21 protein-coding genes are annotated in these 21,935 nt (G+C 44.2%); 16 read left to right on the top strand and 5 right to left on the bottom strand.

Features of this window, described 5'->3' with window-relative positions; all coding sequences use genetic code 11:
- Window positions 1–81: 81 nt before the first annotated feature.
- The 3 genes from pckA to hslR all read right to left on the bottom strand — a co-directional run bounded on the left by pckA (window position 82) and on the right by hslR (window position 3,367).
- Window positions 82–1,701 (bottom strand): phosphoenolpyruvate carboxykinase (ATP), encoded by a 1,620-nt coding sequence (gene pckA / locus HRU23_11855; protein NRA54831.1) that lies wholly within the window; start codon window positions 1,699–1,701, stop codon window positions 82–84.
- Window positions 1,702–2,010: 309 nt separating this feature from the next.
- Window positions 2,011–2,883 (bottom strand): Hsp33 family molecular chaperone HslO, encoded by an 873-nt coding sequence (hslO, locus tag HRU23_11850; GenBank protein ID NRA54830.1) that lies wholly within the window; start codon window positions 2,881–2,883, stop codon window positions 2,011–2,013.
- Window positions 2,884–2,926: 43 nt separating this feature from the next.
- Window positions 2,927–3,367, bottom strand: coding sequence for a ribosome-associated heat shock protein Hsp15 (hslR, locus tag HRU23_11845; GenBank protein ID NRA54829.1), 441 nt, complete (start codon window positions 3,365–3,367; stop codon window positions 2,927–2,929).
- A 298-nt stretch (window positions 3,368–3,665) separates the two neighbouring features.
- Here hslR and gspC point away from each other — a divergent pair, with 298 nt between their 5' ends.
- From gspC to HRU23_11785, 12 genes are all read left to right on the top strand, one after another.
- Entirely contained in the window at window positions 3,666–4,544 is an 879-nt protein-coding gene (gene gspC / locus HRU23_11840; GenBank protein ID NRA54828.1) for a type II secretion system protein GspC, read from the top strand.
- A gap of 98 nt (window positions 4,545–4,642) precedes the next feature.
- On the top strand, window positions 4,643–6,706 hold the full coding sequence (gspD, locus tag HRU23_11835) for a type II secretion system secretin GspD (protein ID NRA54827.1): 2,064 nt from the start codon (window positions 4,643–4,645) through the stop codon (window positions 6,704–6,706).
- On the top strand, window positions 6,699–8,210 hold the full coding sequence (gene gspE / locus HRU23_11830) for a type II secretion system ATPase GspE (GenBank protein NRA54826.1): 1,512 nt from the start codon (window positions 6,699–6,701) through the stop codon (window positions 8,208–8,210). The genes gspD and gspE overlap by 8 nt, the downstream gene beginning before the upstream one ends.
- Window positions 8,211–8,217: 7 nt before the next feature.
- Window positions 8,218–9,432 (top strand): type II secretion system inner membrane protein GspF, encoded by a 1,215-nt coding sequence (gene gspF / locus HRU23_11825; protein NRA54825.1) that lies wholly within the window; start codon window positions 8,218–8,220, stop codon window positions 9,430–9,432.
- 25 nt (window positions 9,433–9,457) lie between these two features.
- Window positions 9,458–9,895, top strand: coding sequence for a type II secretion system major pseudopilin GspG (gene gspG, locus HRU23_11820; GenBank protein ID NRA54824.1), 438 nt, complete (start codon window positions 9,458–9,460; stop codon window positions 9,893–9,895).
- A 21-nt stretch (window positions 9,896–9,916) separates the two neighbouring features.
- Window positions 9,917–10,543, top strand: a complete 627-nt coding sequence (gene gspH, locus HRU23_11815; GenBank protein ID NRA54823.1) for a type II secretion system minor pseudopilin GspH — start codon at window positions 9,917–9,919, stop codon at window positions 10,541–10,543.
- Window positions 10,536–10,922, top strand: a complete 387-nt coding sequence (gene gspI / locus HRU23_11810; GenBank protein NRA54822.1) for a type II secretion system minor pseudopilin GspI — start codon at window positions 10,536–10,538, stop codon at window positions 10,920–10,922. Before gspH ends, gspI begins: the two co-directional genes overlap by 8 nt.
- Window positions 10,922–11,539 carry a type II secretion system minor pseudopilin GspJ gene (gene gspJ, locus HRU23_11805; protein NRA54821.1) on the top strand — a complete coding sequence of 206 codons (618 nt, stop codon included), beginning with the start codon at window positions 10,922–10,924 and terminating at the stop codon, window positions 11,537–11,539. Before gspI ends, gspJ begins: the two co-directional genes overlap by 1 nt.
- Window positions 11,539–12,546 carry a type II secretion system minor pseudopilin GspK gene (gspK, locus tag HRU23_11800; GenBank protein ID NRA54820.1) on the top strand — a complete coding sequence of 336 codons (1,008 nt, stop codon included), beginning with the start codon at window positions 11,539–11,541 and terminating at the stop codon, window positions 12,544–12,546. The genes gspJ and gspK overlap by 1 nt, the downstream gene beginning before the upstream one ends.
- Window positions 12,547–12,589: 43 nt before the next feature.
- Complete coding sequence (gspL, locus tag HRU23_11795; GenBank protein ID NRA54819.1) at window positions 12,590–13,792, top strand: type II secretion system protein GspL; 1,203 nt, start codon at window positions 12,590–12,592, stop codon at window positions 13,790–13,792.
- Entirely contained in the window at window positions 13,789–14,256 is a 468-nt protein-coding gene (locus HRU23_11790) for a type II secretion system protein M (protein NRA54818.1), read from the top strand. The genes gspL and HRU23_11790 overlap by 4 nt, the downstream gene beginning before the upstream one ends.
- An 8-nt stretch (window positions 14,257–14,264) precedes the next feature.
- Window positions 14,265–15,017 (top strand): type II secretion system protein N, encoded by a 753-nt coding sequence (locus HRU23_11785; protein ID NRA54817.1) that lies wholly within the window; start codon window positions 14,265–14,267, stop codon window positions 15,015–15,017.
- 43 nt (window positions 15,018–15,060) lie between these two features.
- Here the strand turns inward: HRU23_11785 and yrfG are convergent, their stop codons facing one another.
- On the bottom strand, window positions 15,061–15,723 hold the full coding sequence (gene yrfG, locus HRU23_11780; GenBank protein NRA54816.1) for a GMP/IMP nucleotidase: 663 nt from the start codon (window positions 15,721–15,723) through the stop codon (window positions 15,061–15,063).
- A 215-nt stretch (window positions 15,724–15,938) separates the two neighbouring features.
- Here yrfG and nudE point away from each other — a divergent pair, with 215 nt between their 5' ends.
- The 3 genes from nudE (at window position 15,939) to HRU23_11765 (ending at window position 17,727) form a co-directional block, all read left to right on the top strand.
- Entirely contained in the window at window positions 15,939–16,493 is a 555-nt protein-coding gene (gene nudE, locus HRU23_11775; protein ID NRA54815.1) for an ADP compounds hydrolase NudE, read from the top strand.
- Window positions 16,494–16,511: 18 nt separating this feature from the next.
- On the top strand, window positions 16,512–17,309 hold the full coding sequence (gene cysQ / locus HRU23_11770; protein ID NRA54814.1) for a 3'(2'),5'-bisphosphate nucleotidase CysQ: 798 nt from the start codon (window positions 16,512–16,514) through the stop codon (window positions 17,307–17,309).
- Window positions 17,310–17,418: 109 nt separating this feature from the next.
- Window positions 17,419–17,727: a TraR/DksA family transcriptional regulator gene (locus HRU23_11765; protein ID NRA54813.1), complete on the top strand. Its 309-nt coding sequence runs from the start codon at window positions 17,419–17,421 to the stop codon at window positions 17,725–17,727.
- Between the two features lie 33 nt (window positions 17,728–17,760).
- Here HRU23_11765 and sthA read toward each other — a convergent pair whose 3' ends face one another.
- The gene (sthA, locus tag HRU23_11760) at window positions 17,761–19,161 is read right to left on the bottom strand and encodes a Si-specific NAD(P)(+) transhydrogenase (GenBank protein ID NRA54812.1); all 1,401 of its coding nucleotides are present in this window, start codon (window positions 19,159–19,161) and stop codon (window positions 17,761–17,763) included.
- A 440-nt stretch (window positions 19,162–19,601) separates the two neighbouring features.
- Between sthA and HRU23_11755 the strand changes: the two genes are divergently transcribed.
- Complete coding sequence (locus HRU23_11755; protein NRA54811.1) at window positions 19,602–21,743, top strand: CHASE3 domain-containing protein; 2,142 nt, start codon at window positions 19,602–19,604, stop codon at window positions 21,741–21,743.
- Window positions 21,744–21,935: the final 192 nt, after the last annotated feature.

Below are 21,935 nucleotides of genomic sequence, written 5' to 3'. Positions count from 1 at the left end.
AGCTCAGGTTGATTATACCAAGTGAGCAGATATAAAAAAACCGCCCCAGGGCGGTTTTTTTTAGATCATAATTTCGTTAAATTACAGTTTAGGACCTGCTTCTACTAGTGCTTTACCTTCGTCTGTATCGGTAAATTTAGTGAAGTTATTAACGAAACGTGCCGCTAAATCTTGTGCTTTACTGTCCCACTGCGCTGCATCGTCGTAAGTGCGGCGCGGGTCAAGAATATCACCTTCAACCCCATCAACCGCTGTAGGAACAGCAAGGTCGAAGTATGGCAGTTGGGTGCTGTCGGCTTTGTCGATTGAGCCATCTAGAATGGCATCGATAATGGCACGAGTTGCCTTAATTGAAATACGCTTGCCAGTACCGTTCCAGCCAGTGTTTACTAGGTAAGCTTGTGCGCCTGCATCTTCCATTCGCTTAGTTAATACTTCAGCGTACTGAGTTGGGTGTAGGCTTAGGAAAGCGGCACCAAAACAAGATGAGAATGTAGGAGTTGGTTCAGTAATACCACGCTCGGTACCTGCTAGCTTAGCAGTAAAACCAGACAGGAAGTAGTAACGAGTTTGCTCTGGCGTCAGCTTAGCAACTGGCGGTAAAACACCGAATGCATCGGCGGTTAAGAAAATAACTTTCTTAGCATGGCCAGCTCTTGAAACAGGCTTAACGATATTCTCAATGTGGTAAATTGGGTATGAAACACGAGTATTCTCAGTTTTTGAGTTGTCGTCATAATCAATTTTACCGTCATCAGCAACCGTAACGTTTTCTAGTAACGCGTCGCGACGAATGGCATTGTAAATGTCAGGTTCGTTTTCAGCACTAAGGTTAATGGTTTTAGCATAACAACCACCTTCGAAGTTAAATACGCCGTTATCATCCCAACCGTGTTCATCGTCGCCAATAAGAGCACGCTTTGGATCAGTTGATAAGGTTGTTTTACCTGTACCAGACAAACCGAAGAAAACCGCGGTATCGCCGTCAGCGCCAACGTTGGCAGAACAGTGCATTGAAGCAATGCCGCGTAGTGGCAGTAGATAGTTCATCATTGAGAACATACCTTTTTTCATTTCGCCGCCGTACCAAGTGCCGCCAATTAGCTGCATCCGTTCGGTTAGGTTAAAGGCCACGAAATTTTCTGAATTAAGACCTTGCTCTTGCCAGTTAGGGTTAGTCGTTTTAGCACCGTTCATCACAATAAAGTCAGGTTCGAAGCTAGCTAGCTCTTCATCAGAAGGACGAATAAACATGTTTTTAACGAAATGCGCTTGCCATGCAACTTCTGTGATAAAGCGTACTTTTAGACGCGTATCATCATTGGCACCACAAAATGTATCAACAACAAACAGACGTTTGCCGGAAAGTTGAGTAGAAACGAGCGACTTAAGTTCGCTCCAAGTTTCGGTGCTCATTGGCTTGTTGTCGTTTTTACCTTGATCAGACCACCATACTGTATCGCGAGTTGTGTCGTCACGAACAATATACTTATCTTTTGGCGAACGGCCCGTGAAAATACCTGTGTCGACAGATACAGCACCTGACTCTGTAATTACACCCTTCTCATACCCTGATAAATCGGCTCTGGTCTCTTCTTCAAATAATAAATCATATGAAGGGTTATATATAACTTCTTGGACGTCGTTAATACCATATTTTGTTAAATCAATTGTGGCATTACCATTTGTGGCGACGGTCATTTTTTGCTGCTCCTAAAACAGTGGTAAGTAGTATATTAAATTACATCAAGGTTTCGTAACCCGGCCTGCTGGCAACCGAGATTGTACAGGATATTGGGGTGTGATTTAAACCACATAAATCATAAATAATTACGCCTTTAGTATAGTATTTAAGATTGAAGGTGATAACTGATTGTTTTTAGAAGTAAGAGAGGTTATTTTTTGAACGTTTGCTCGCTGAGGTTTTCGGTTGTTTAGTGGGTAATGCCATCAATAATTTTACTGCGCCAGTTAAATTTAGTTAGATTAGGCTGGCGCAGCAAAAATTAATTAATGAACCAGGTCGTTATTTTGCTGCGGATCGTTAAATAACTCGGCGATATCACGGGCATTAAACTGATAGCTAGTTTTACAGTACTCACAGTTCATGCCAATGCTGCCTTCCTCGCTTAAGATAGATTCTGCTTCTTCACGCCCGATAGCAATAATCGCGCCCTCGCTGCGCTCGCGTGAGCAGCCACAGACATAACTTAATGATTGTGGTTCGAATATCCGAACTTCTTCTTGGTGATACAAACGATTTAAGATGTCGTTAGGTTCCAGCTCGAATAATTCGTTATCTTTAATTGTCGCGGTCAATTGCTGTAAATGACTGTAATCATTTTCACTCGCCCCGTCCTGTTCGTCGGTGCTTGGCAACGCTTGCAACATAATGCCGGCCGCATTTTTAGCGTCAGCGCGCAACCAGAAATGAGTTTTAAGTTGTTCTGACTGCATAAAATAGCTTTCAAGACACTGGCTTAACGTTGGTTTATCTAAAGCAACAATGCCTTGATAACGTTCGCCTTTTTTAGGGCTTATGGTAATAACCATATAACCCTTGTTATTAAATAATTCGGTTAAGTCGCCAGTGGTGATTTCGCCAACGACTCGGGCAACGCCACGTAATTGTTGCTGATCATTGCCGTTTACTACGGCGAGAGGCATTGGGCCATCACCCTGTAACTGCACCGCAATGTTGCCTTCAAATTTTAACAAGGCAGTTAACATTGAAGTAGCCACTAATAATTCGCCTAACAGGTATTGAACTTCAGTGGGGTAGTTATGATTAGCAATAATTTCTTGATAGGCCTGATTCGCCTGAACTAGCTCGCCACGAACAGGGATGTTGTCAAACAAATAACGGTTTAATTGATCTTTCACTTCTTTGATTCCAGTTATGGTCGGATACTTGAGTAACCGAACCTTATTGTGCTTTAAATTGAATAATTTTACGCCGTTGCTTTTTGTCTGGACGTCGCTCAGGGTGAGGATTGTCTAACACATGAAGCCGGCGTAATTCTGCATTTTTGTCGCGTAGCTCGATACTCGCGATGGTTTCTTGGTAAAGTGCTTGCGCCACCGGTGCTGGTCCGCGCTGCCCGCTTAACGCTAAAATGACTACTTCTTTATTTTCGTTACCTTGACGTAACTTAACCTTGGCCCCAATTTCAACTGTTTTACTGGGACGGCTTCGCTGATCTTGATAAGTCACTTTTCCGCCCTGTATCATGTCTTTAGCAATAGCTCTGGTTTTATAGAAGCGGGCGGCCCATAACCATTTATCAAGTCGAATGGCATTACTTTGCGTTGCGTTAGCTGTTGATTTTGCCAATTTTAAAACCCTTAAGGAGGTAGTAATAGCCATTACACCACTGCGTGATCATCTTTCTTGTTCAAAAATGAACATTTTATAAATGTAACCGGGCTAAGACGGATCAATCGCCAAAATTAGCATAAATATGGTTATTTTTCCATCTTGAATTAATGATCTGCTAAGGTGTGTTCAATGGTTGTGGCAGAGGTCATACAATAGTATCATTATATTAAATGAGAATAATTCTCGAAAAAATAAGTGTGATGTAATATTTGTTGTGATTATTTATATAAAACAATAGCTTTACGGAAATTTTGTAGGGACTGAAATTGGATGTCGTAAATTCCTGATGGATAGATTTAAACATATTATTAGCGCATCAACGATTAATAGCACTAAACTGGTTCGTTTTGCTACCGTTGTTATCGTTTTTTTCATTGTTTTTCAACTCGCTAAAATTACTTGGCTAGTGCTTACTCCTGCTGCCGAGTCTGCACCGTCATGGCGTCCGCCGGCATCAGTAAATCACAATAGCGGCTCTAATTTAACGACTAATTTTAGTGGCTATCAATGGTTTGGCAAATTTAACCAGAGTCAAAAAGTCGATATCGTTGCCCCCCAAGCTGTTACCAAGGCGCCTAAAACCAAATTAAACTTAACGCTATCAGGCTTAGTGGCCAGTAATGTTGTTGAAAACTCGATGGCGATTATTGAGTTCAAAGGCAAGCAGGCGACTTACGGCGTTAATGAGAAAATTAAAGGCACCAGGGCGGTGGTTCATCAAATCTTCCACGATCGAGTTATTTTAAAAAACGCGGGCAATTATGAAACTCTGATGCTTGACGGTTTTGACTATCAAGCACAGTCGTCCACGCAACCCGTTGCTTTAAAAAATAAAAATAGCAATAGCTTTTCGGCTCAGCTGGCTAAGTCGCGTGCGGAAATATTAAAAGATCCGGGCAAGATCATCGACCATATTTCGATTACCCCAGTACGTAAAAATAATAAAATAAAAGGCTATCGCTTAAACCCGGGCCGTAATCCGAGTTTGTTCCGCGCGTCGGGCTTAAAACATAATGACTTGGCAGTGTCGATTAACGGTTACGACCTCACCGACTTTAGTGAATCTCTTCAAGTAATGAATGATTTAAAAACCATGATAGATATGTCATTGGTGGTCGAGCGTGATGGGCAGTTGATTGATGTTCAATTTGGCTTGGCTCAGTAATTAGTCCGATGGTTGATGGCGCTAAAAAGTGCCACGACTACCTTTGTCCGGATTATCCATAAGAATTTAAGAATTTAAGAATTTAAGGAAGATTATTAATGTTCGGAACTCGCGGTTTTCTCGCATCTTGTCAGCAGGCTGTCACCATATTATCGGTCGGTTGCTTGTTATCTACCGCGTCGTGGGCGGCCCAATATTCGGCAAGCTTTAAAGGCACCGACATTAATGAATTTATTAATACTGTGGGTAAGTCGCTTAATAAAACCATCATCATTGAGCCAAATGTTCGTGGCAAAATAAATGTCCGTAGTTATCAAACGTTTAATGATGAACAATATTTCCAATTTTTTCTAAATGTATTGGAAGTATATGGTTATGCGGTTGTTAATATGGATAACGGCATTATAAAAGTCATCAAAGGTAAAGACGCCAAGCTGGCTCCTATTGCGATTGCCGACGAAAACTCTCCAGGTTATGGCGATGAAATGGTCACGCGAATTGTGCCCGTTTATAATGTGCCAGTACGTGAACTTGTGCCTATTTTACGTCAAATCACTGACAATGCCCGTGGCGGCAATATTGTGTCGCACGACGCTTCTAATGTCATTATGTTAACCGGGCGAGCGGCTGCCGTGAACCGGATTGTTGAATTAGTACGCCGAGTTGACAAGCAAGGCGATCAAGAGGTTAGCATTGTTACGCTTAAACATGCTTCTGCCCCTGAGTTGGTCCGAATTGTTGAATCAATTCTTAGCAGTGCAAAATCAGGCAAAGCGGCGGCAAGCAGCCAACTGCGACCAAAGCTTGTTGCCGACGAACGAACCAACAGTGTAGTAGTGAGTGGTGAGAAACGCGCCAGAATGCGAGCGGTTTCGTTGGTGCGCCGACTTGATAACGAGCAAGAGTCGACCGGCAATACCAAGGTCATTCACCTTAAATATGCGCAGGCGACCGACATTGTTAAAGTATTAACAGGGGTTGCTAAAAACTTACAACCGACCACGAGCAAATCTAAAGCTAAAAGCAAAACCACTAATCGCGAAATAAACATTCAGGCCCACGAAGACACTAACTCACTCGTTATCACTGCTCAGCCCGATACCATGCGCAGCCTTGAAAGCGTTATTCGCCAGCTTGATTTTCGCCGCGCTCAAATTAATGTCGAAGCGATTATTGTTGAAATTTCTGAAGGCGATGGTATCGATCTTGGCGTGCAATGGGCCAGTGCCGACGCTGGCGTAATTCAGTTTAGTAATGGCGCCTCGATTTCATCGTTAGCGGGCGCGGCAGCGGCAGCACGTGGGACAACAACAGAAGAAACATATACTCCATCAGATGGTAGTGCAGTCCAAAATCTATCTATAACCACTGAGGGAGATTACAGCTCCCTCGCTTCGATTCTAACGGGCGTATCTGGTGCCATGACTGGCTTTGTCGCTGGTGATTGGGCCATGGTACTGCAAGCCGTACGTGCCAGCAGCTCGTCTAATATTTTGGCCACACCCAACATCACCACGTTAGATAACCAGGAAGCGACATTTGTCGTTGGCGAAGAAGTGCCCGTAATTACAGGCTCGGCCGCGAGCAGTAACAATACCAATCCGTTTCAAACGATTGAGCGTAAAGAGGTTGGCATTAAGCTAACCGTGACCCCGCAAATTAATGAAGGCAATGCGGTTCAGCTTAAAATTGAACAAGAAGTCTCAGGGGTTAAAAGTGGCACCGCCGGTGCTGCGGTTGATGTTATTTTCTCTAAACGTTCGGTAAGTACCACGGTGATGGTTGACGATGGTCAAATTGTGGTGATTGGTGGTTTGATCGACGAAGATGTTCAGCAGGTGGTATCTAAGGTGCCATTGCTCGGGGATATCCCTATTTTGGGGCATTTATTCCGCTCAACCCAAAGCAAAACCACGAAGCGTAATTTAATGATCTTTATTAAACCAACCATCATTCGTGACGCAGCCACTATGTCACGATTGAGTGCGCGAAAATACAATGCTATTCGGGCGCAGCAGCTTGCTGAACGAGAAAATGGCATCGCCTTAATGCCTTATACCGATTCGCCAGTACTGGAACCCGTTGAATTGCCCAAATCATTACAAGATTATATTAAAGCGCAAAAGACCTCGCCGCCACAAAAGATAAATTATGATGAGTAATCTCGAGCAAGGCAGTTTGACTGAGCCTCAGCCTGAAGATGCTCACTTTAATCGATTTAGTTTTGCCCATGCCAAAAATCATGGAGTATTGTTGATGATTGGCGAGCAAGAGCAAACGCTGATTTTCGGCCCTGATACCACAATGGCTGCCTTGTTAGAGGCGCGGCGTTATTATGGCAGTGACCTTAAGCTTAAGCGGGTCGACAGCGACAGTTTTGAGCGTGAATTAACCATAGCGTATCAGCATGATACTTCTAAAACTCAGCAGCTGGTAGAAGACTTGGGCAACGATGTTGACCTGTTTACTCTGGCCGATGAGCTAACCGAAGTCGAAGATTTATTAGAGTCGGAAGACGACGCGCCGATTATTAAACTCATCAATGCCACCTTAAGTGAAGCGATCAAAGAAGGGGCTTCCGATGTACATATCGAAACCTTCGAGAAAAAATTAATGATCCGTTTTCGGGTTGATGGCATTTTACGAGAGGTGTTAAAACCTAATCGCAAGCTTGCATCGTTACTTGTTTCGCGTATTAAAGTCATGGCCAAGTTGGACATTGCCGAAAAACGCTTGCCCCAAGATGGTCGTATTTCATTACGCATTGCAGGACGCGCGGTTGATGTCCGAGTATCAACCATGCCATCGAATCATGGTGAGCGGGTGGTCTTACGTTTGCTCGACAAAAACCAGGCGCGGTTAAACCTTAAAGACTTGGGCATGACCGCTGGTATTCGTGAGCGGTTCGACGTTTTAATTCATCGCCCCCATGGCATTATCTTAGTCACTGGGCCAACGGGCTCAGGTAAAAGTACCACCTTATACGCAGGCTTAACCGATTTAAATAGCCAAGATCGCAACATATTAACCGTTGAAGATCCGATTGAATATAACATTGACGGTATTGGTCAGACCCAAGTTAACGCGAAGGTCGACATGACCTTTGCGCGTGGTTTACGGGCTATTTTACGTCAAGATCCCGATGTGGTGATGATCGGCGAAATTCGCGATCTTGAAACCGCGCAAATTGCGGTGCAAGCCAGTTTAACCGGTCACATGGTATTGTCGACTTTGCACACCAATACTGCGGTTGGCGCGGTAACACGCCTGCAAGATATGGGTGTTGAAACCTTCTTGCTGTCGTCAAGTTTGCTGGGTGTATTAGCGCAGCGATTGGTCAGAACCTTGTGTGGCCACTGTCGCGAAGAGCATTTGGCCGATGACGGTGAATTGGTGTTATTGCAATGTATTGAACCCACTAAAATTTACCGCGCTATTGGCTGCGAGCAGTGTAACTATCGCGGTTATCGTGGTAGAACAGGCATCCATGAATTATTAGAAGTTGACGATAAAGTACGAGAAATGATCCATAACGGCAGCAGTGAATTTGATATTGAACGCCATATTCGCACCACTTGTCCGAGCATTCGTCACGATGGTATTTCTAAAGTATTAGCCGGCATCACCACACTTGAAGAAGTGCTGCGTGTGACCCGTGATGAGTAACTAAGTCGTGGCAGCATTTGAATTCCAAGCATTAGACAAACTAGGCAAACAGCACAAAGGCGTGCTCGAAGCTGACTCTAGCCGTCAGGTTCGCCAGCAATTGCGCGAAAAAGGCTTAATGCCTGTTGATGTTAAATCGGTTGCCACCGTGACCTCAAAATTGGGGCGGGTCGGTGGGCGGCTCAAAATCAGTACTGCTGAATTAGCGTTAATTACCCGCCAAATTTCAACCTTGGTACAGTCATCGCTGCCGATTGAAGAATGTTTGCAAGCAGTCGCCGAACAATGTGAGCAAGCCAAGGTGAAGTCGGTCATTTTGGCTGTTCGCAGTCGGGTGGTTGAAGGTTATAGTTTGGCTGATTCGATGGCTGAATTTCCACAAGTTTTTGAAAAACTCTATACCGCGATGGTTGCAGCGGGAGAAAAGTCTGGTCATTTAGATATTGTGTTAAACCGACTGGCTGATTACACCGAACAACGACAAATTATGCGCGGCAAGTTAATGCAAGCGATGATTTATCCGATTATGCTGACGGTGGTAGCAGTTGGGGTTATTTCGCTATTGCTGGCGGTCGTGGTGCCTAAGGTCGTTGAGCAATTTCAGCACATGGGGCAAGAGTTACCCTTGTCGACCCAAATTCTGATTATGGCCAGTGATTTTGTCGTTAATTATGGCCTGCTGGTCGTCATATTAATTGCCGCCGCGGTGAGTCTATTTAAGCGCCAGCTTAATAATCCGGGATTTAAATTAGCGGTGCATCAGCGGTTATTGTCATTGCCAGTTTTTGGTAAGGTGATCCGTGGCCTTAATACCGCGCGCTTTGCTCGAACATTAAGTATTTTAACCTCTTCAAGTGTACCTTTGCTTGAAAGCATGAAAATATCGTCTGAGGTGTTGGCCAATATTCATATTCGTAACGCAGTACTCGAGGCGGCTAATTACGTGCGTGAAGGCTCGAGTTTACGGGCGAGTCTACAGCAAACTAAGTTATTTCCACCCATGATGCTGCATATGATCGCGTCGGGTGAAAAAAGTGGTGAGCTCGAGCAAATGCTGGGCCGAGCCGCCGATAATCAAGACCGCGAATTTGAAGCAATGGCTAATATGGCATTAGGGGTTTTTACCCCAGCCATTGTAGTGGCCATGGCCTGTGTGGTGTTTTTTATTGTTATCGCTATTTTACAACCTATTTTAGATCTCAACTCTTTAGTTGGCGGTTAATTAATTTTATATATACGAGGAATTTATGCAGTCTAATCATCACAAGCAAGCGGGCTTTTCATTACTAGAAATTATGGTTGTTATCGTTATTTTGGGTATTTTAGCCAGCATGGTATTGCCTAATATCTTGGGTAATAAAGAAAAAGCCGAGCGCCAAAAAGTGGTGTCTGACATCACGACATTAGAAAGCGCAATGGACATGTACAAATTGGATAACAGTCGCTATCCAACAACAGATCAAGGGCTTGAGGCCTTAGTCAGTAAGCCTGAAGTCGATCCTCAGCCGCGCAGTTACCGTGAAGACGGTTACATTAAGCGTTTACCGCAAGATCCGTGGGGCAATGACTATTTATTACTAAGCCCAGGAGAAAACGGTAAGTTTGACTTGTTTTCACCCGGTCTTGACGGTGAAGAAGGTACTGAAGATGATCTAGGCAACTGGAATATCTTTGACAAATCATAACTGCGTTAAGCTAACCTATTAATGCGCCAGCATGCGATGTTGTTACCGCGCCAGCTGACCAGCACTAAACAACGGGGTTTTACCCTGATTGAGTTAATGCTGGTGGCCGTGTTAATGGGGCTGGTGGCGTCGGCGGTGTTGTTTACCCTTGATAGCTCTGGGCCGCAAAAAGCGCTTAAGCGTCAGGCACAGAAAATGGCAGCACTGACCGAGTTAGCTTTAGATCAAGCGACTATGACAGGGCGTGACTATGGCTTGGTGATGACAAGCAATAGTTACCGCTTTGTTGAATTGTCAGAGCAACGTTGGCAACCCTTGGACGACACATTACTGGTCGAGCAAGAGCTTAAAGATGCCCAGCTGGTAATGTCGGTGGATGGTTTTTTATGGTCACCGCAGCAACGTGATTTTAGCTCAAGCAACTTGTTTGAAGAGCGCGAGGTTGATCTGGAACTTGATCAAAAAGAAAGTGCTCATATCCCCCAAGTATTGATTTTGTCGTCGGGCGAGCTAACGCCATTTAAGGTCGACTTTCAGCTTAATAATCAGGCTGACTTTAGTTTGTCACAGCAACAACAAAGCTACCGAGTTCGCTTAAATGCCGACACGTTGGGCATGGTTAGCGTAGTAGTAGCTGCCAATGAATAATCTAAAATTACGACTTAGCTTAGTACGCGGCATGACTCTAATTGAAGTGATGGTTGCTTTGGCTGTGTTCTCATTAGCTGCACTGGCGGCGGTTAATGTCGCCACTGAGCACATGCGCTCATTGTCTTACATTGAACAGAAAACCTTGGCCTTATGGGTTGCTAATAATCAGCTAACCCAACTTCAGCTCGATCAAAAACTACCAAAGCTTGGTGATAGCAAAGGTGAGGTTGAGTTTGCTGGTAATACTTGGTACTGGCGCCAGTCCGGTATTAAAACACCGGATCCTGACTTTAGAATGGTTAGGGTTAGCATCTTTAGCAGTGTGGACAGTAAGTCATCACTGGCAGAGTTGACCAGCTATATGGTGGCCAAATAATGAGGCTCAAATATCAAGCGGCTTTTACCCTAATTGAAATAATGATCGCGATGGCGATTTTTGCCTTAATCGGTCTGGCTTCTAATCAAGTATTGTTTTCTGTTTTGACCAGTGACGAGGTTTCACAACAAGCATCACTGCGCATTAAGCAGGTTCAGCGAAGTTATCAGCTGATCCAAACTGATTTTATGCAGATGGCCCCGCGGCCAATTCGGGTCGGTGACAACCAGCCTTCAAGCAAGTTGTTGTTGGCTGGTGACGGGGTAATCGACAGTGATGATCACGGCATCGCATTTGCCCGGTTAGGCTGGCGTAACCCAGCGCAAATGTTTCCACGTGGCAGTGTGCAAGCGGTAGGTTACCGGTTAGTGGATAATCAATTGCAACGTTTGCATTACCTTTATCCGGATCAACAAGCTGGCACCGAACCTCAAGTTACCGTGTTATTACGCGATGTTGAACAGTTAAAGTTTGAATATTTCGCGGACAAAAAATGGCAAAAAAATTGGACCAAATCCGAGTTACCTCAAGGGGTAGCAATGCTGCTTACCTTAAAAAGTTACGGCAGCCTACGGTGGCAGTTTTTAACCGTTGCTAGTGGCGAGGTGGTTAACTAATGACGGATAATTTTAGCCCGCAGCGCCAGCGTGGCGTAGCACTAATTACCGTGTTGTTGGTCGTGGCTTTAGTGGTGATAATTGCGTCGACTATGACCGAACGTTTGCAATTGACCGCTAATCGCACCATCAATCAACAGCTATACCAGCAGGGGTTATGGTCGGCGATGGCAGGCGAGCACTTAGTTTATAAAGTACTAGCGCAAGATTACAAGGACGATCCTGACTCGGTTAACTTGCAACAGCTATGGGCACGTCAGGGCATGATCTTTCCGCTTGAAAATGGTCAATTATCGGGTTCAGTCCAAGATTTGCATAGCTGTTTTAATCTCAATGTGCTGGCAACACCGCCACTGGCTGATAAAGAATACGAACCAACCATGCAGCAGCGCCAATTTGAAACACTATTACGGGCGCTAGATATTGAAGAATATCAAATTGAGCAGTTGTCGAGCACCATTCGCGATTGGGTTGATAGTAACAATAAGGTTGAAAGTTCGCTCGGGGCTGAAGACGACAGTTATGCCTCACGCCAAGTGCCTTATTTAACGGCCAATGCGCCAATGGTTTCGGTCACCGAATTACTGGCAATTGAAGGCATGACGCCAGCGATATATCGAAAAATACGTCCCTTTGTTTGCGTGATCCCCAATCAAACAACGATGGCGATAAATATTAATACCATTGATCCTGAACAGCCGCAGATCCTGATGGCGATGTTTGGCGATCAATATAAGCTGTCATTAGACGCCGCCAATTCGGTCTTGAGCAGCAGAGATGAAGAGGGCTATAAAGACCTTGATACCTTTTTTAAACTGACAGAAATAAGCGGTTTAGGCAAATTGTCCGCAGAGTTTAAACAACAGTTCTTTGTCACTAGCGATAGTTTTCGAGCGGTAATGAGCTTTACGATTGACCAGCGTAGCTTTACCTTAGAGAGTATTTTCTCTCGCAACAAAGAAGGTAAATTGGCGGTAATAAGCCGTCAGTTTGGTGACATAGAATGACAATTTTGATAGTTGGGCGCGGCCCGCGATTGGAGAATACAAAGTGAGTGAACGGTTAATCATCCGATTGGGAAGTCAGGTTACAGACACGATTAATTGGTTAGTGTGGTCAGATGGCGAACAAGAAATAATAGCCTCGGGTACGCTCAATGACGCCCATGAGCTGTCAACATTATCGCAACGGGCAGCGCGCTGTTTGGTTTTTGTGCTGGTACCGGGTGCTGACATTGGGTTTTTTGAGGTCGAATTACCTAAAACTAATCGTCGTCAAGCGCTTAAAGCCATGCCTTTTATGCTCGAAGATGAGTTAGCCAGTGATGTTGAGCAAATGCATTTTGTGCCAGGTCAAAGTGTTGGCAATAATCAAAGTGTTTATGTGGTCGATAAAAGTAAGCTGGCTTTATGGCTGAGCTGGCTAACGGCTGCCAACATCACGGTTAAGCAAATGCTGCCCGATTGGTTGGCATTGCCACTGCCAAGCACTGACGATGCCGTTAGTATTATCGAGCTCGATAATCAGTTGTTAATTCGTCAAAGCACAGAGCAAGGGCTGACGATTGCAAGCGATTGGTTTGACTCATGGTTAGCTTTTACGGCCGAGCTGCAGCCGCAACTGCTGTTAGAAAATTACGGTGCTAGTGAACAAGTAACCCAGCATGACGCCAATTGGCAAGCGCGGGATACTTTATTGCCAATGCAGTGTTTGGCGATGGGCGTCAACCAAAGCAAGGTTAATTTGTTGATTGGTGAGTTTGCGCCAGCACAGCGTCATACTACGCTGCATTTATGGCGCTCGGTCGCGGTAGTCTCTGTGGTTGCTGTCTTGCTTATTTTTGTCGAGAAATTTTATCTTATTAACCAATTAACCGCACAAAAAACGGTAGTGATGGCTAATTCGCAAGCAATCTATCTGCAACTCAACCCCGACGCAAAGCGGCTTAATCGCCTTAAATATCGAGTTAAGCAGCAGTTAAAACAAGTAACCAGTGGCGGTGGTCAATCGCACTTTTTACCAATGATGGCATCACTTAATAATGCCTTTGCTAAGGTACCGCAAATTAAGCCGGTCAGCATTAAATATGATGATAAGCGCCGTGAACTTAGGATCCAGGCTAATGCTGATAGTTATCAGCAGTTTGAGGCGTTTAAGCGTCAGTTGAGCACGACGTTTACGGTCACAACCGGGGCGATGAATAATAATGGCAGCAAGGTTAACGGTTCGTTGACGATTAAGGTGGCATCATGAAAGAATATTTAGCATCGTTGCAACAGCGAGAGCGTAATCTGGTGTATCTGATGGCAGGATTCGTGTTGCTCGCGCTAGGGTACTTTGCCGCTTACCAGCCGGTTGATCAACGCTTGCAGCGTGCGACGGCTTCGCTGGAGCGGGAAGTTAGTTTGCAACAGTGGCTTGAAACTAACGCCACTAAGCTAGTAAAACTTAGGGCTGACAATGGCCAAGCTAAAACAAGTTCGGTAGGACTCGATCAACTGGTTAATCGCAGTGCTCGCCAGTTGGGTTTAACCATTAACCGCTTGCAACCGCAAAATAACAAATTGAACGTGACCTTGGAGCAGGCGAAATTTAATACCGTACTGCAATGGCTGGCCGTGTTGCAGCAACAACATGGTGTGAAATTAAACAGTGTTGATTTTAGATCGGAATCGACCCCAGGCATGGTTCGCGTTCGTGTCTTGTTAGGTAAATAGGAGTGATGGTGAAATTTTTTAAATATGCATTATTCGCATTGCTTGGTTATAGTTTTTTTCTCGTGGCGCTGTTACCCGCTCGTTTTGTGATGAGTAAAGTACCGTCGCAACCGGGACTTACCTTCGGGGCTGCCCATGGCACCATATGGCAGGGCAAACTTGATTTTGTTCGTTATAACAACGTCAGGGTTAACGACGTTAGCTGGGATTTTAACTGGAGTAGCTTATTGCAAGGTCAAGTGATGTTAGACACTACGATGGGGCGTCATCAGGGTGACATTCGTGGTGGTGGCGCAATCGGTTATTCAATGGCTGGGGTGGTGGTAAATCAATTTAAATTGTCAGCGCCATTAAGTATTATTAGCCAAATTAAGCCACTGCCGCTGGGTTTACAGGCTTCCGGAGACTTTAATCTGACTCTGGATAGTTATCAGCAAGCTGCGCCGTGGTGCGAGACTTTAGCTGGTAACATCCGCTTGTCTGCCGCCAATATTAAAAGTAATTTTGGTAGTGTCGATATTAAAAAAGCGCAAGCGGTAGTGCGTTGCGATAAAGGTGCGCTGGTGGCGGTGATAAAACCTGCCACCAATAGTTTGGGCATTAATGCCACCGTACGGCTGGACAGCAAGCAACTACTTGAAGTGTCTGGACACGTTAAGCCGCCGGGCAATGCACCACGCGACTTTGTCGAGTTGCTGAAATTTACCGGTAAAGCGGATGCCAACGGTCGTTATTTGCTAAATTTTAAGCAAGCGATATAGCGTATCGACAGTTATAATTTAGCTTATTTATCCGGTGGTCAACTTATTTAATTTGATCAATAATCTGATTAAAATGACTGATGTTAGGGAAGTTAGCCATCTCAACTGCGGTTTTTTGGCTGTCGGGCTGATTAATCCCCAAACATTGGCCAATACCATTCTTAGCAGCGACATGCAGTAGCGGTTCGCTGTCATCGATAAACAAGCTGGTGGCCGCGATAATGTCGTGTTGCTTAAAAATAGCCTGCCACAACAGATCAGACTCTTTGGCGTAACCAAACTGGTGGGTCGACAACAATAAGTCAAAATGAGGTTGCAGTTGGGTTAATTCCATTTTGAGCGTTAAGCTGGTGGGAAAGGCGTTTGTCAGCAAAATTATCCGTTTATTAGCTTGTTTTAACGCGGTTAAAAACTCAATAACATAAGGTCTGACTTTTATTAAATGGCTCAGTTGTTGTTTTAATTCCAGAATGTCTAAATCAAGCTGTTGCTGCCAATAATCTAAACAATACCATTGTAAGGTACCGTGTACTTGTTGATACATTTCAGCGGTTTTTTGTCGGGCTTGTATCAGCGATATTTGTTGTTTTTTAGCGTATTGAGCCGGCAGATATTCTAGCCAAAACTGATTATCATAGTGCAGATCAAGCAAGGTGCCATCCATGTCTACTAATACCGTATCAACCGTTGACCAATTGATTGTCATGTTTTTCACCTCGTCATAAATTATACTTAATATGTAGTTTATCAGTATATTTGAGATGCAGGGGCGCTCTATTTTTGATTATGCTGGCTATTTTATCCCGCTATTGCGTGTTTGAACGTAAAATCGGTTGTTTAAAGCCGATAGTCGAGCTATTTTAATATGGTGGCTCGTGTGTGAGCCGGTATTTTTATCGATGCAGCCAGCAGTGAGGTTTTATGGCAAAACAGCGACAACTCCCAACGATAGTTTCTTCAACAATAAGTGCCAAAAGTCGGTTTTTTGCGATTGAGGAGCTCGAACTTAAATTCTCTAATGGGGTCGAAAGAACCTATGAGCGGATGAAAGGTGGTGGCCGTGGTGCCGTAATGATTGTGCCTTATTTAGATCAAGCGACCATGATTTTAATTCGTGAATACGCTTGTGGCACCCATAATTATGAATTAGGTTTTCCGAAAGGTTTGATTGATCCAGGTGAAACTCCTGAGCAAGCGGCCAATCGTGAGCTAAAAGAAGAAATTGGTTACGGTGCTGAGCAGTTGATCCCGTTAAAGTCTTTGGCAATGGCGCCTGGTTACTTTGGTTCTACCATGCATATTTTTATTGCAACAGGCTTGTATCCACAGCGTTTAGAAGGGGATGAGCCCGAACCATTAGAGTTAGTCCAGTGGCCATGTCAGGACATTGACCGGCTAATGAAAGATCCTGACTTTAATGACGCCCGCAGTGTTGCGGCACTGCTGATGGCGCATCAACATATCGCGACGACTTAGGAAAATTGAGGAAATTACATGGATTTGTGTGAATTAACCCTAGCTGTTGAGCAAATATCTCGGACCGCAGGTGCTGAAATTAAGCGAATTTATCAGTCAGGCAGCTTTGAGTCTCATCTAAAAACGGATGAATCGCCTGTCACCAGTGCCGATTACGCCGCCAATGATATTATTTGCAAAGCGTTGGCTGAGCTAACTCCAGAAATTCCAATTGTTTCAGAAGAATTGCCCGATATTAGTTGTCAGGAGCGGCAAAGCTGGTCCCGTTATTGGTTAGTTGATCCGCTCGATGGTACCGGCGAGTTTATTGCTGGCAGTGGTGATTTTTCTGTCGCGATAGCCTTGATAGATAACCACGTTCCGATCATTGGGGTTATTTATGCCCCGATCCACGATCGCTGTTATTTAGCAAGCCGTGGCCGTGGTGCCTTTAGGCGTGACAGCGATGGTTTGGCGCCAATCTCTGTTGATGATGAACCGCGAGAGCGCCTTAAAATAGCGGTAAGCTTAAGGCAACCAAAAGCAACGGTATTGTCGCTAGTATCGTCACAATTTAATTATGATTTAGTCCCGATGGGCAGCGCCACGTTAAAAAGCTGTTTAATTGCTGAAGGCGGTGCTGATTTTTATATCAGAATTGGGCCTACGGGAGAGTGGGACACCGGTGCAGCTCATTGTATTTTAACCGAAGCGGGTGGCGATATTAGTGATCTGTCACTGCAAACCTTAACCTACAATAAGCGCGATACGTTGGAAAATCCTAACTTTATTGTGCGTGGTAATCTTAAATTGCCGTGGCAAGACATAGTGAATTAGTCTTCTAGGTTCGATTCCGCCTTATGAGCATTGAACTTTTATTTAGCGGTTTTAGTATTATACTCAATTGTACTGATTGAAGGAGAACCTTATGCCAGAATTTGATGATATGCGTACGCGCTTAGTAGAGATGCAGCATCTGCTAACTGAAAAGTTAGAGCGGATTGTCCAAAATTTGACAACTGAAGCTAATACCGACTGGTCAGAGCAAGCACAAGAGCGTGAAAACGACGAGGTGATGGACGCACTAGGCAATGAGGTTAGACGTGAGCTGAGACAGGTTAACGTTGCGCTGCATCGGCTTGAGGCGGGAGAGTATCAATATTGTACCGACTGTGGTGAAGATATTGCGCTGGAACGATTACATGTTGTACCTTTCACTGAGCACTGTATTAAATGTGCATCGAAAAGAGATTAGCAACAGCGGTGCTAATCTCCCCCAGTATTTAGCTTAGAACAATCTGTTTAAACCATTTAATGCCGCCACGCGATAAGCTTCAGCCATCGTTGGGTAATTAAAGGTGGTATTGATAAAGTACTCAATTGTATTGCCTTCGCCTTTTTGCTCCATGATCGCTTGACCAATGTGCACGATTTCTGACGAACGTTCGCCAAAGCAATGAATACCTAATAATTGCTTGGTATCACGGTGAAATAGTAGCTTAAGAAAACCAACATCAACTCCGCCAATTTGAGCACGAGCTAGGTGTTTAAACTGCGCGCGACCCACTTCGTAAGGTACCTTCTGTTCTGTTAATTCTTGTTCTGTTTTACCCACTGAGCTGATTTCAGGAATGGTATAGATCCCCGTCGGGATATCACGAATTAACTGTCCTTCACTGTTACCTGAGATCATTGATTTGGCGGCGATACGCCCTTGATCGTAAGCGGCGCTAGCGAGCGACGGGTAACCAATCACATCACCAACGGCATAGATATTTTTAACGACAGTTTGGTAGTGCTCATTTACTTCGAGCTGGCCGCGTGAGTTAGGCTTAAGGCCGACATTAGCTAAAGCAAGTGAGTCGGTATTACCGGTACGACCGTTGGCAAATAACAAACAGTCGGCTTTCATTTTCTTGCCAGACTCTAGGTGCAGTACTACGCCGTCTTTGGTTTCTTCAATTTTTGAATAAGACTCGCTATTGCGCATCACAACGCCGCTATTCCAAAAGTGATAAGACAATGACTCGGTCACTTCAGTATCAAGGAAAGACAGTAAGCGGTCGCGGGTATTAACTAAATCGACGCGTAACCCTAGGCCACGGAAAATTGAAGCATACTCACAGCCAATAACACCAGCGCCATAAACAATAATACTGCGAGGTTGGTGTGCTAATGACAAAATGCTGTCACTGTCGTAAATCCGCGATTTATTAAAGTTAACATCACTTGGTCGGTAAGGGCGTGAGCCAGTAGCAATAATTACCTGTTTAGCACTTAAGTAAACAATTTCGTTATTAGCATCAGTAACAGCAATGGTATTGCAATCAACGAAGCTCGCAGCGCCATGATAAATTGGGCAATTGTTACGATAGTAAAAACCTTGGCGCAGTTGCACTTGGTCTTTTATAACCCGCTGGGTGTGTTGTAAAATACTTTGAAAAGTAACCTTGGCACCGATATCGGTTTCAAGATTAAAGCCGCTCTTTTTAAATTCAACCATCCGCGATACAGAATGGCGTAACGCCTTAGAAGGGATTGTGCCAACATGGGTACAGCCACCGCCAACATCTTTCTCACGCTCAATTACCGCAACAGTTTTTCCTTGCTTGGCCAACCCCATTGCAGCGCCTTCGCCGCCTGGGCCCGTACCAATCACGATAACGTCATAACTTGCCGATATTTTGATATTTTCAGGTGTTTTCTTATTCTTTGCTGCTGCTGCCACAGTTACCTATCCTTTTATATTTTTTTTAATTGGGCCAAATACTACCTTTACTAGCATAAAATCGCCATGTAATACGAAAAAAACTCGTTGGATATTGATTATCTAGGCCTTGAATACTGAGCCTTGGCATCCCATTTTGGATATTTAGTCTTTTAGTCTATAAATGACAACAAATGAGTAAGCCAAAATGCTTGATTTTGTCGGCTGGACTCACCATAGTTACTTAGATAGATTGTTTTTTGAACGAGCATGTTCATTTAATCAGAGAGGTAATAATGGTGATGGATAGTTAATTAGTTAATTATTTTATTTAATATAATAATTAATTTGTCGTATTAGCTTCAGAGCAAACTGTTACTACTGTAATTAGGTCTTTTCACCGAAATAATACGGAGAAACCCATGTTTGATCAGCTGAAATTTAGAACCAAACTATTAGCAGGGTATGGAGTCATCCTATCAATGATGCTAATTATTACGTTAATTGTTTTTTTTAGTGTTAAATCATTAGTTAGTAATTTTGGTGCGGTAACTCATACCTATGAAGTTTTAGACACTGCATCGCAAATTGAAGCCTCAGCAGTAGATATGGAAACAGGAATGCGCGGTTACCTGCTTGCAGGTAAAGATGATTTTCTCAATCCTTATCGCAATGGTGGTGTTAAATTTGATAAGTTACTCGATGAGTTATCATCAACCGTATCGGACAATCCCGCCCAAGTAACATTGCTTAAAGAAATTTCATCAACCATCTCGCAATGGAAGCACAACGTCACTGAACCTGTTATCGCGTTGCGGACCCAGATTGGTGATGCTAAATCGATGAACGATATGGCGGATATTATTGGTGAGGCCAAAGGTAAGCAATACTTCGATAAATTCCGCAGTCAATTGCAAACCTTTATTGGCCGTGAACGGGTCTTAATGGAGCAGCGTCAAGAACGGGTCAAGCAAAGCTTCTCAATCGAAGAGGTCAGAGAATTAAATGCCCGAGTTAGTCATACCTACGATGTCATGGCCACAGCGCAGTCTATTGTTGCTGCGGCGGTTGATATGGAAACGGGAATGCGAGGCTTTTTACTCGCCGGAGATGAACACTTCCTCGATCCATTCAATAGTGGTAAGCAACAATTTTTTCAGCTAATTAGTCAATTGTCCAATACGGTATCTGATAACCCCGCTCAGGTTGAATTGTTAGCTCAAAGCAAAGACACAATTAATGATTGGATTAACAAAGTGGTCAACGAACAAATTGACCTTCGTCGACAAATCGGTGACTCCAAAACCATGGACGACATGGCTGACTTAGTTGGCGAAGCCCATGGCAAGGTCTACTTTGACAAGTTTCGTGATCAAATAAAGACATTTAAAGATCGAGAAAGCAGCTTAATGATGACTCGGGTTAGTTCACTGGCCGACACGGAAACAATAGTCATTAACAGCAGTATTTTTGGTACTTTAATCGCCATCGTTGCAGGCGTTACGATTGCAATATGGCTAACAAGCCATATCATGAGTTTGTTAGGTGGCGAGCCATCGTATATTGCACATATTGCTAAAACAGTAGCGTCGGGTGATCTAACGATGGAGTTAGAGCACAGTGGCGCACCAAAAGGTATTTTTTATGAGATGAAAAATATGATGGATACCTTGAAAGAAAAAGCTGATTTGGCCAATAGAATTGCCGCTGGTGAATTAGACCAAAAGGTTAATTTGGCATCGGACAAAGACTCTCTCGGCCTAGCCTTACAGGAAATGTGCAACAACCTTAATGAGGTATTGGGACAAACTAAAGATGCCAGTGATGAGATTTCACAAGGTAGCAGCAGTGTTTCTTCAACCAGTGTGGTTTTATCCGATGGCGCGGCTCGTCAAGCATCAAGCTTAGAGAATATGTCAGCATCATTGAATCAACTGACCGCTCAAATTAATCTTAATGCTGAAAATGCCGATCAAGCACGCGAATTTGCATCACAAGCACAGGATCAAGCCAGAGCTGGCGGTGAAAAAATGGAGCAAATGATATCGGCGATGGCCGAAATATCTAATTCTAGTCAAAGTATTTCTCAATTCATTAGTACCATCGATGAAATAGCTGCCCAAACTAACTTATTGGCATTAAATGCGGCGATTGAAGCGGCGCGAGCTGGTGAGCAGGGCCGTGGTTTTGCCGTGGTCGCCGATGAAGTAAGAAGTTTGGCCGCACGCAGTACCAAGGCAGCAGAAGAGACGGCTAAGTTAATTGCTGGCTCGGTTGAGAAAACTGAAAATGGCAGTGTCATCGCCAGTCAAACCGCTGAAAGTTTGAAGAGTATTTTCGAAACAGTCACCAAAACATCTGAACTGGTTACCCAAATAGCCAGTGCCAGTAACGAACAGGCAACGGGTGCAGAAGAGATTAATAAGGGGGTGGCCGACATTGACAGTGTTACGCGCCAAAATAATGATACCGCGCAAGAAAGTTCCGCGGCAGCCGAACAACTATCACAGCAAGCAGATAACCTGCGACGCTTATTATCTCGATTTAATCTGGTAGGCTCTTAAGCGATAGCTAGTAATTAATAGTCGATAGTTGGGTATCAAAGGCCGGGAATATACTTCCTGGCCTTTTTTTTGTTAAGCCGATATCGACGCTACCGCTAGTGACAATTAATCCGCTTTCATTACCAACCAATAACCATAACAGAGAACCGATAATCAATGGCTGGCACTGAGCCGAGGACAAGGTATAATTGG

This window comes from Gammaproteobacteria bacterium (genome assembly GCA_013214945.1).
Classification (GTDB): domain Bacteria; phylum Pseudomonadota; class Gammaproteobacteria; order Enterobacterales; family Psychrobiaceae; genus Psychrobium.
Note: the sequence above shows the minus strand (reverse complement) of the source record. Positions and strands in the feature narration are given on the sequence as shown.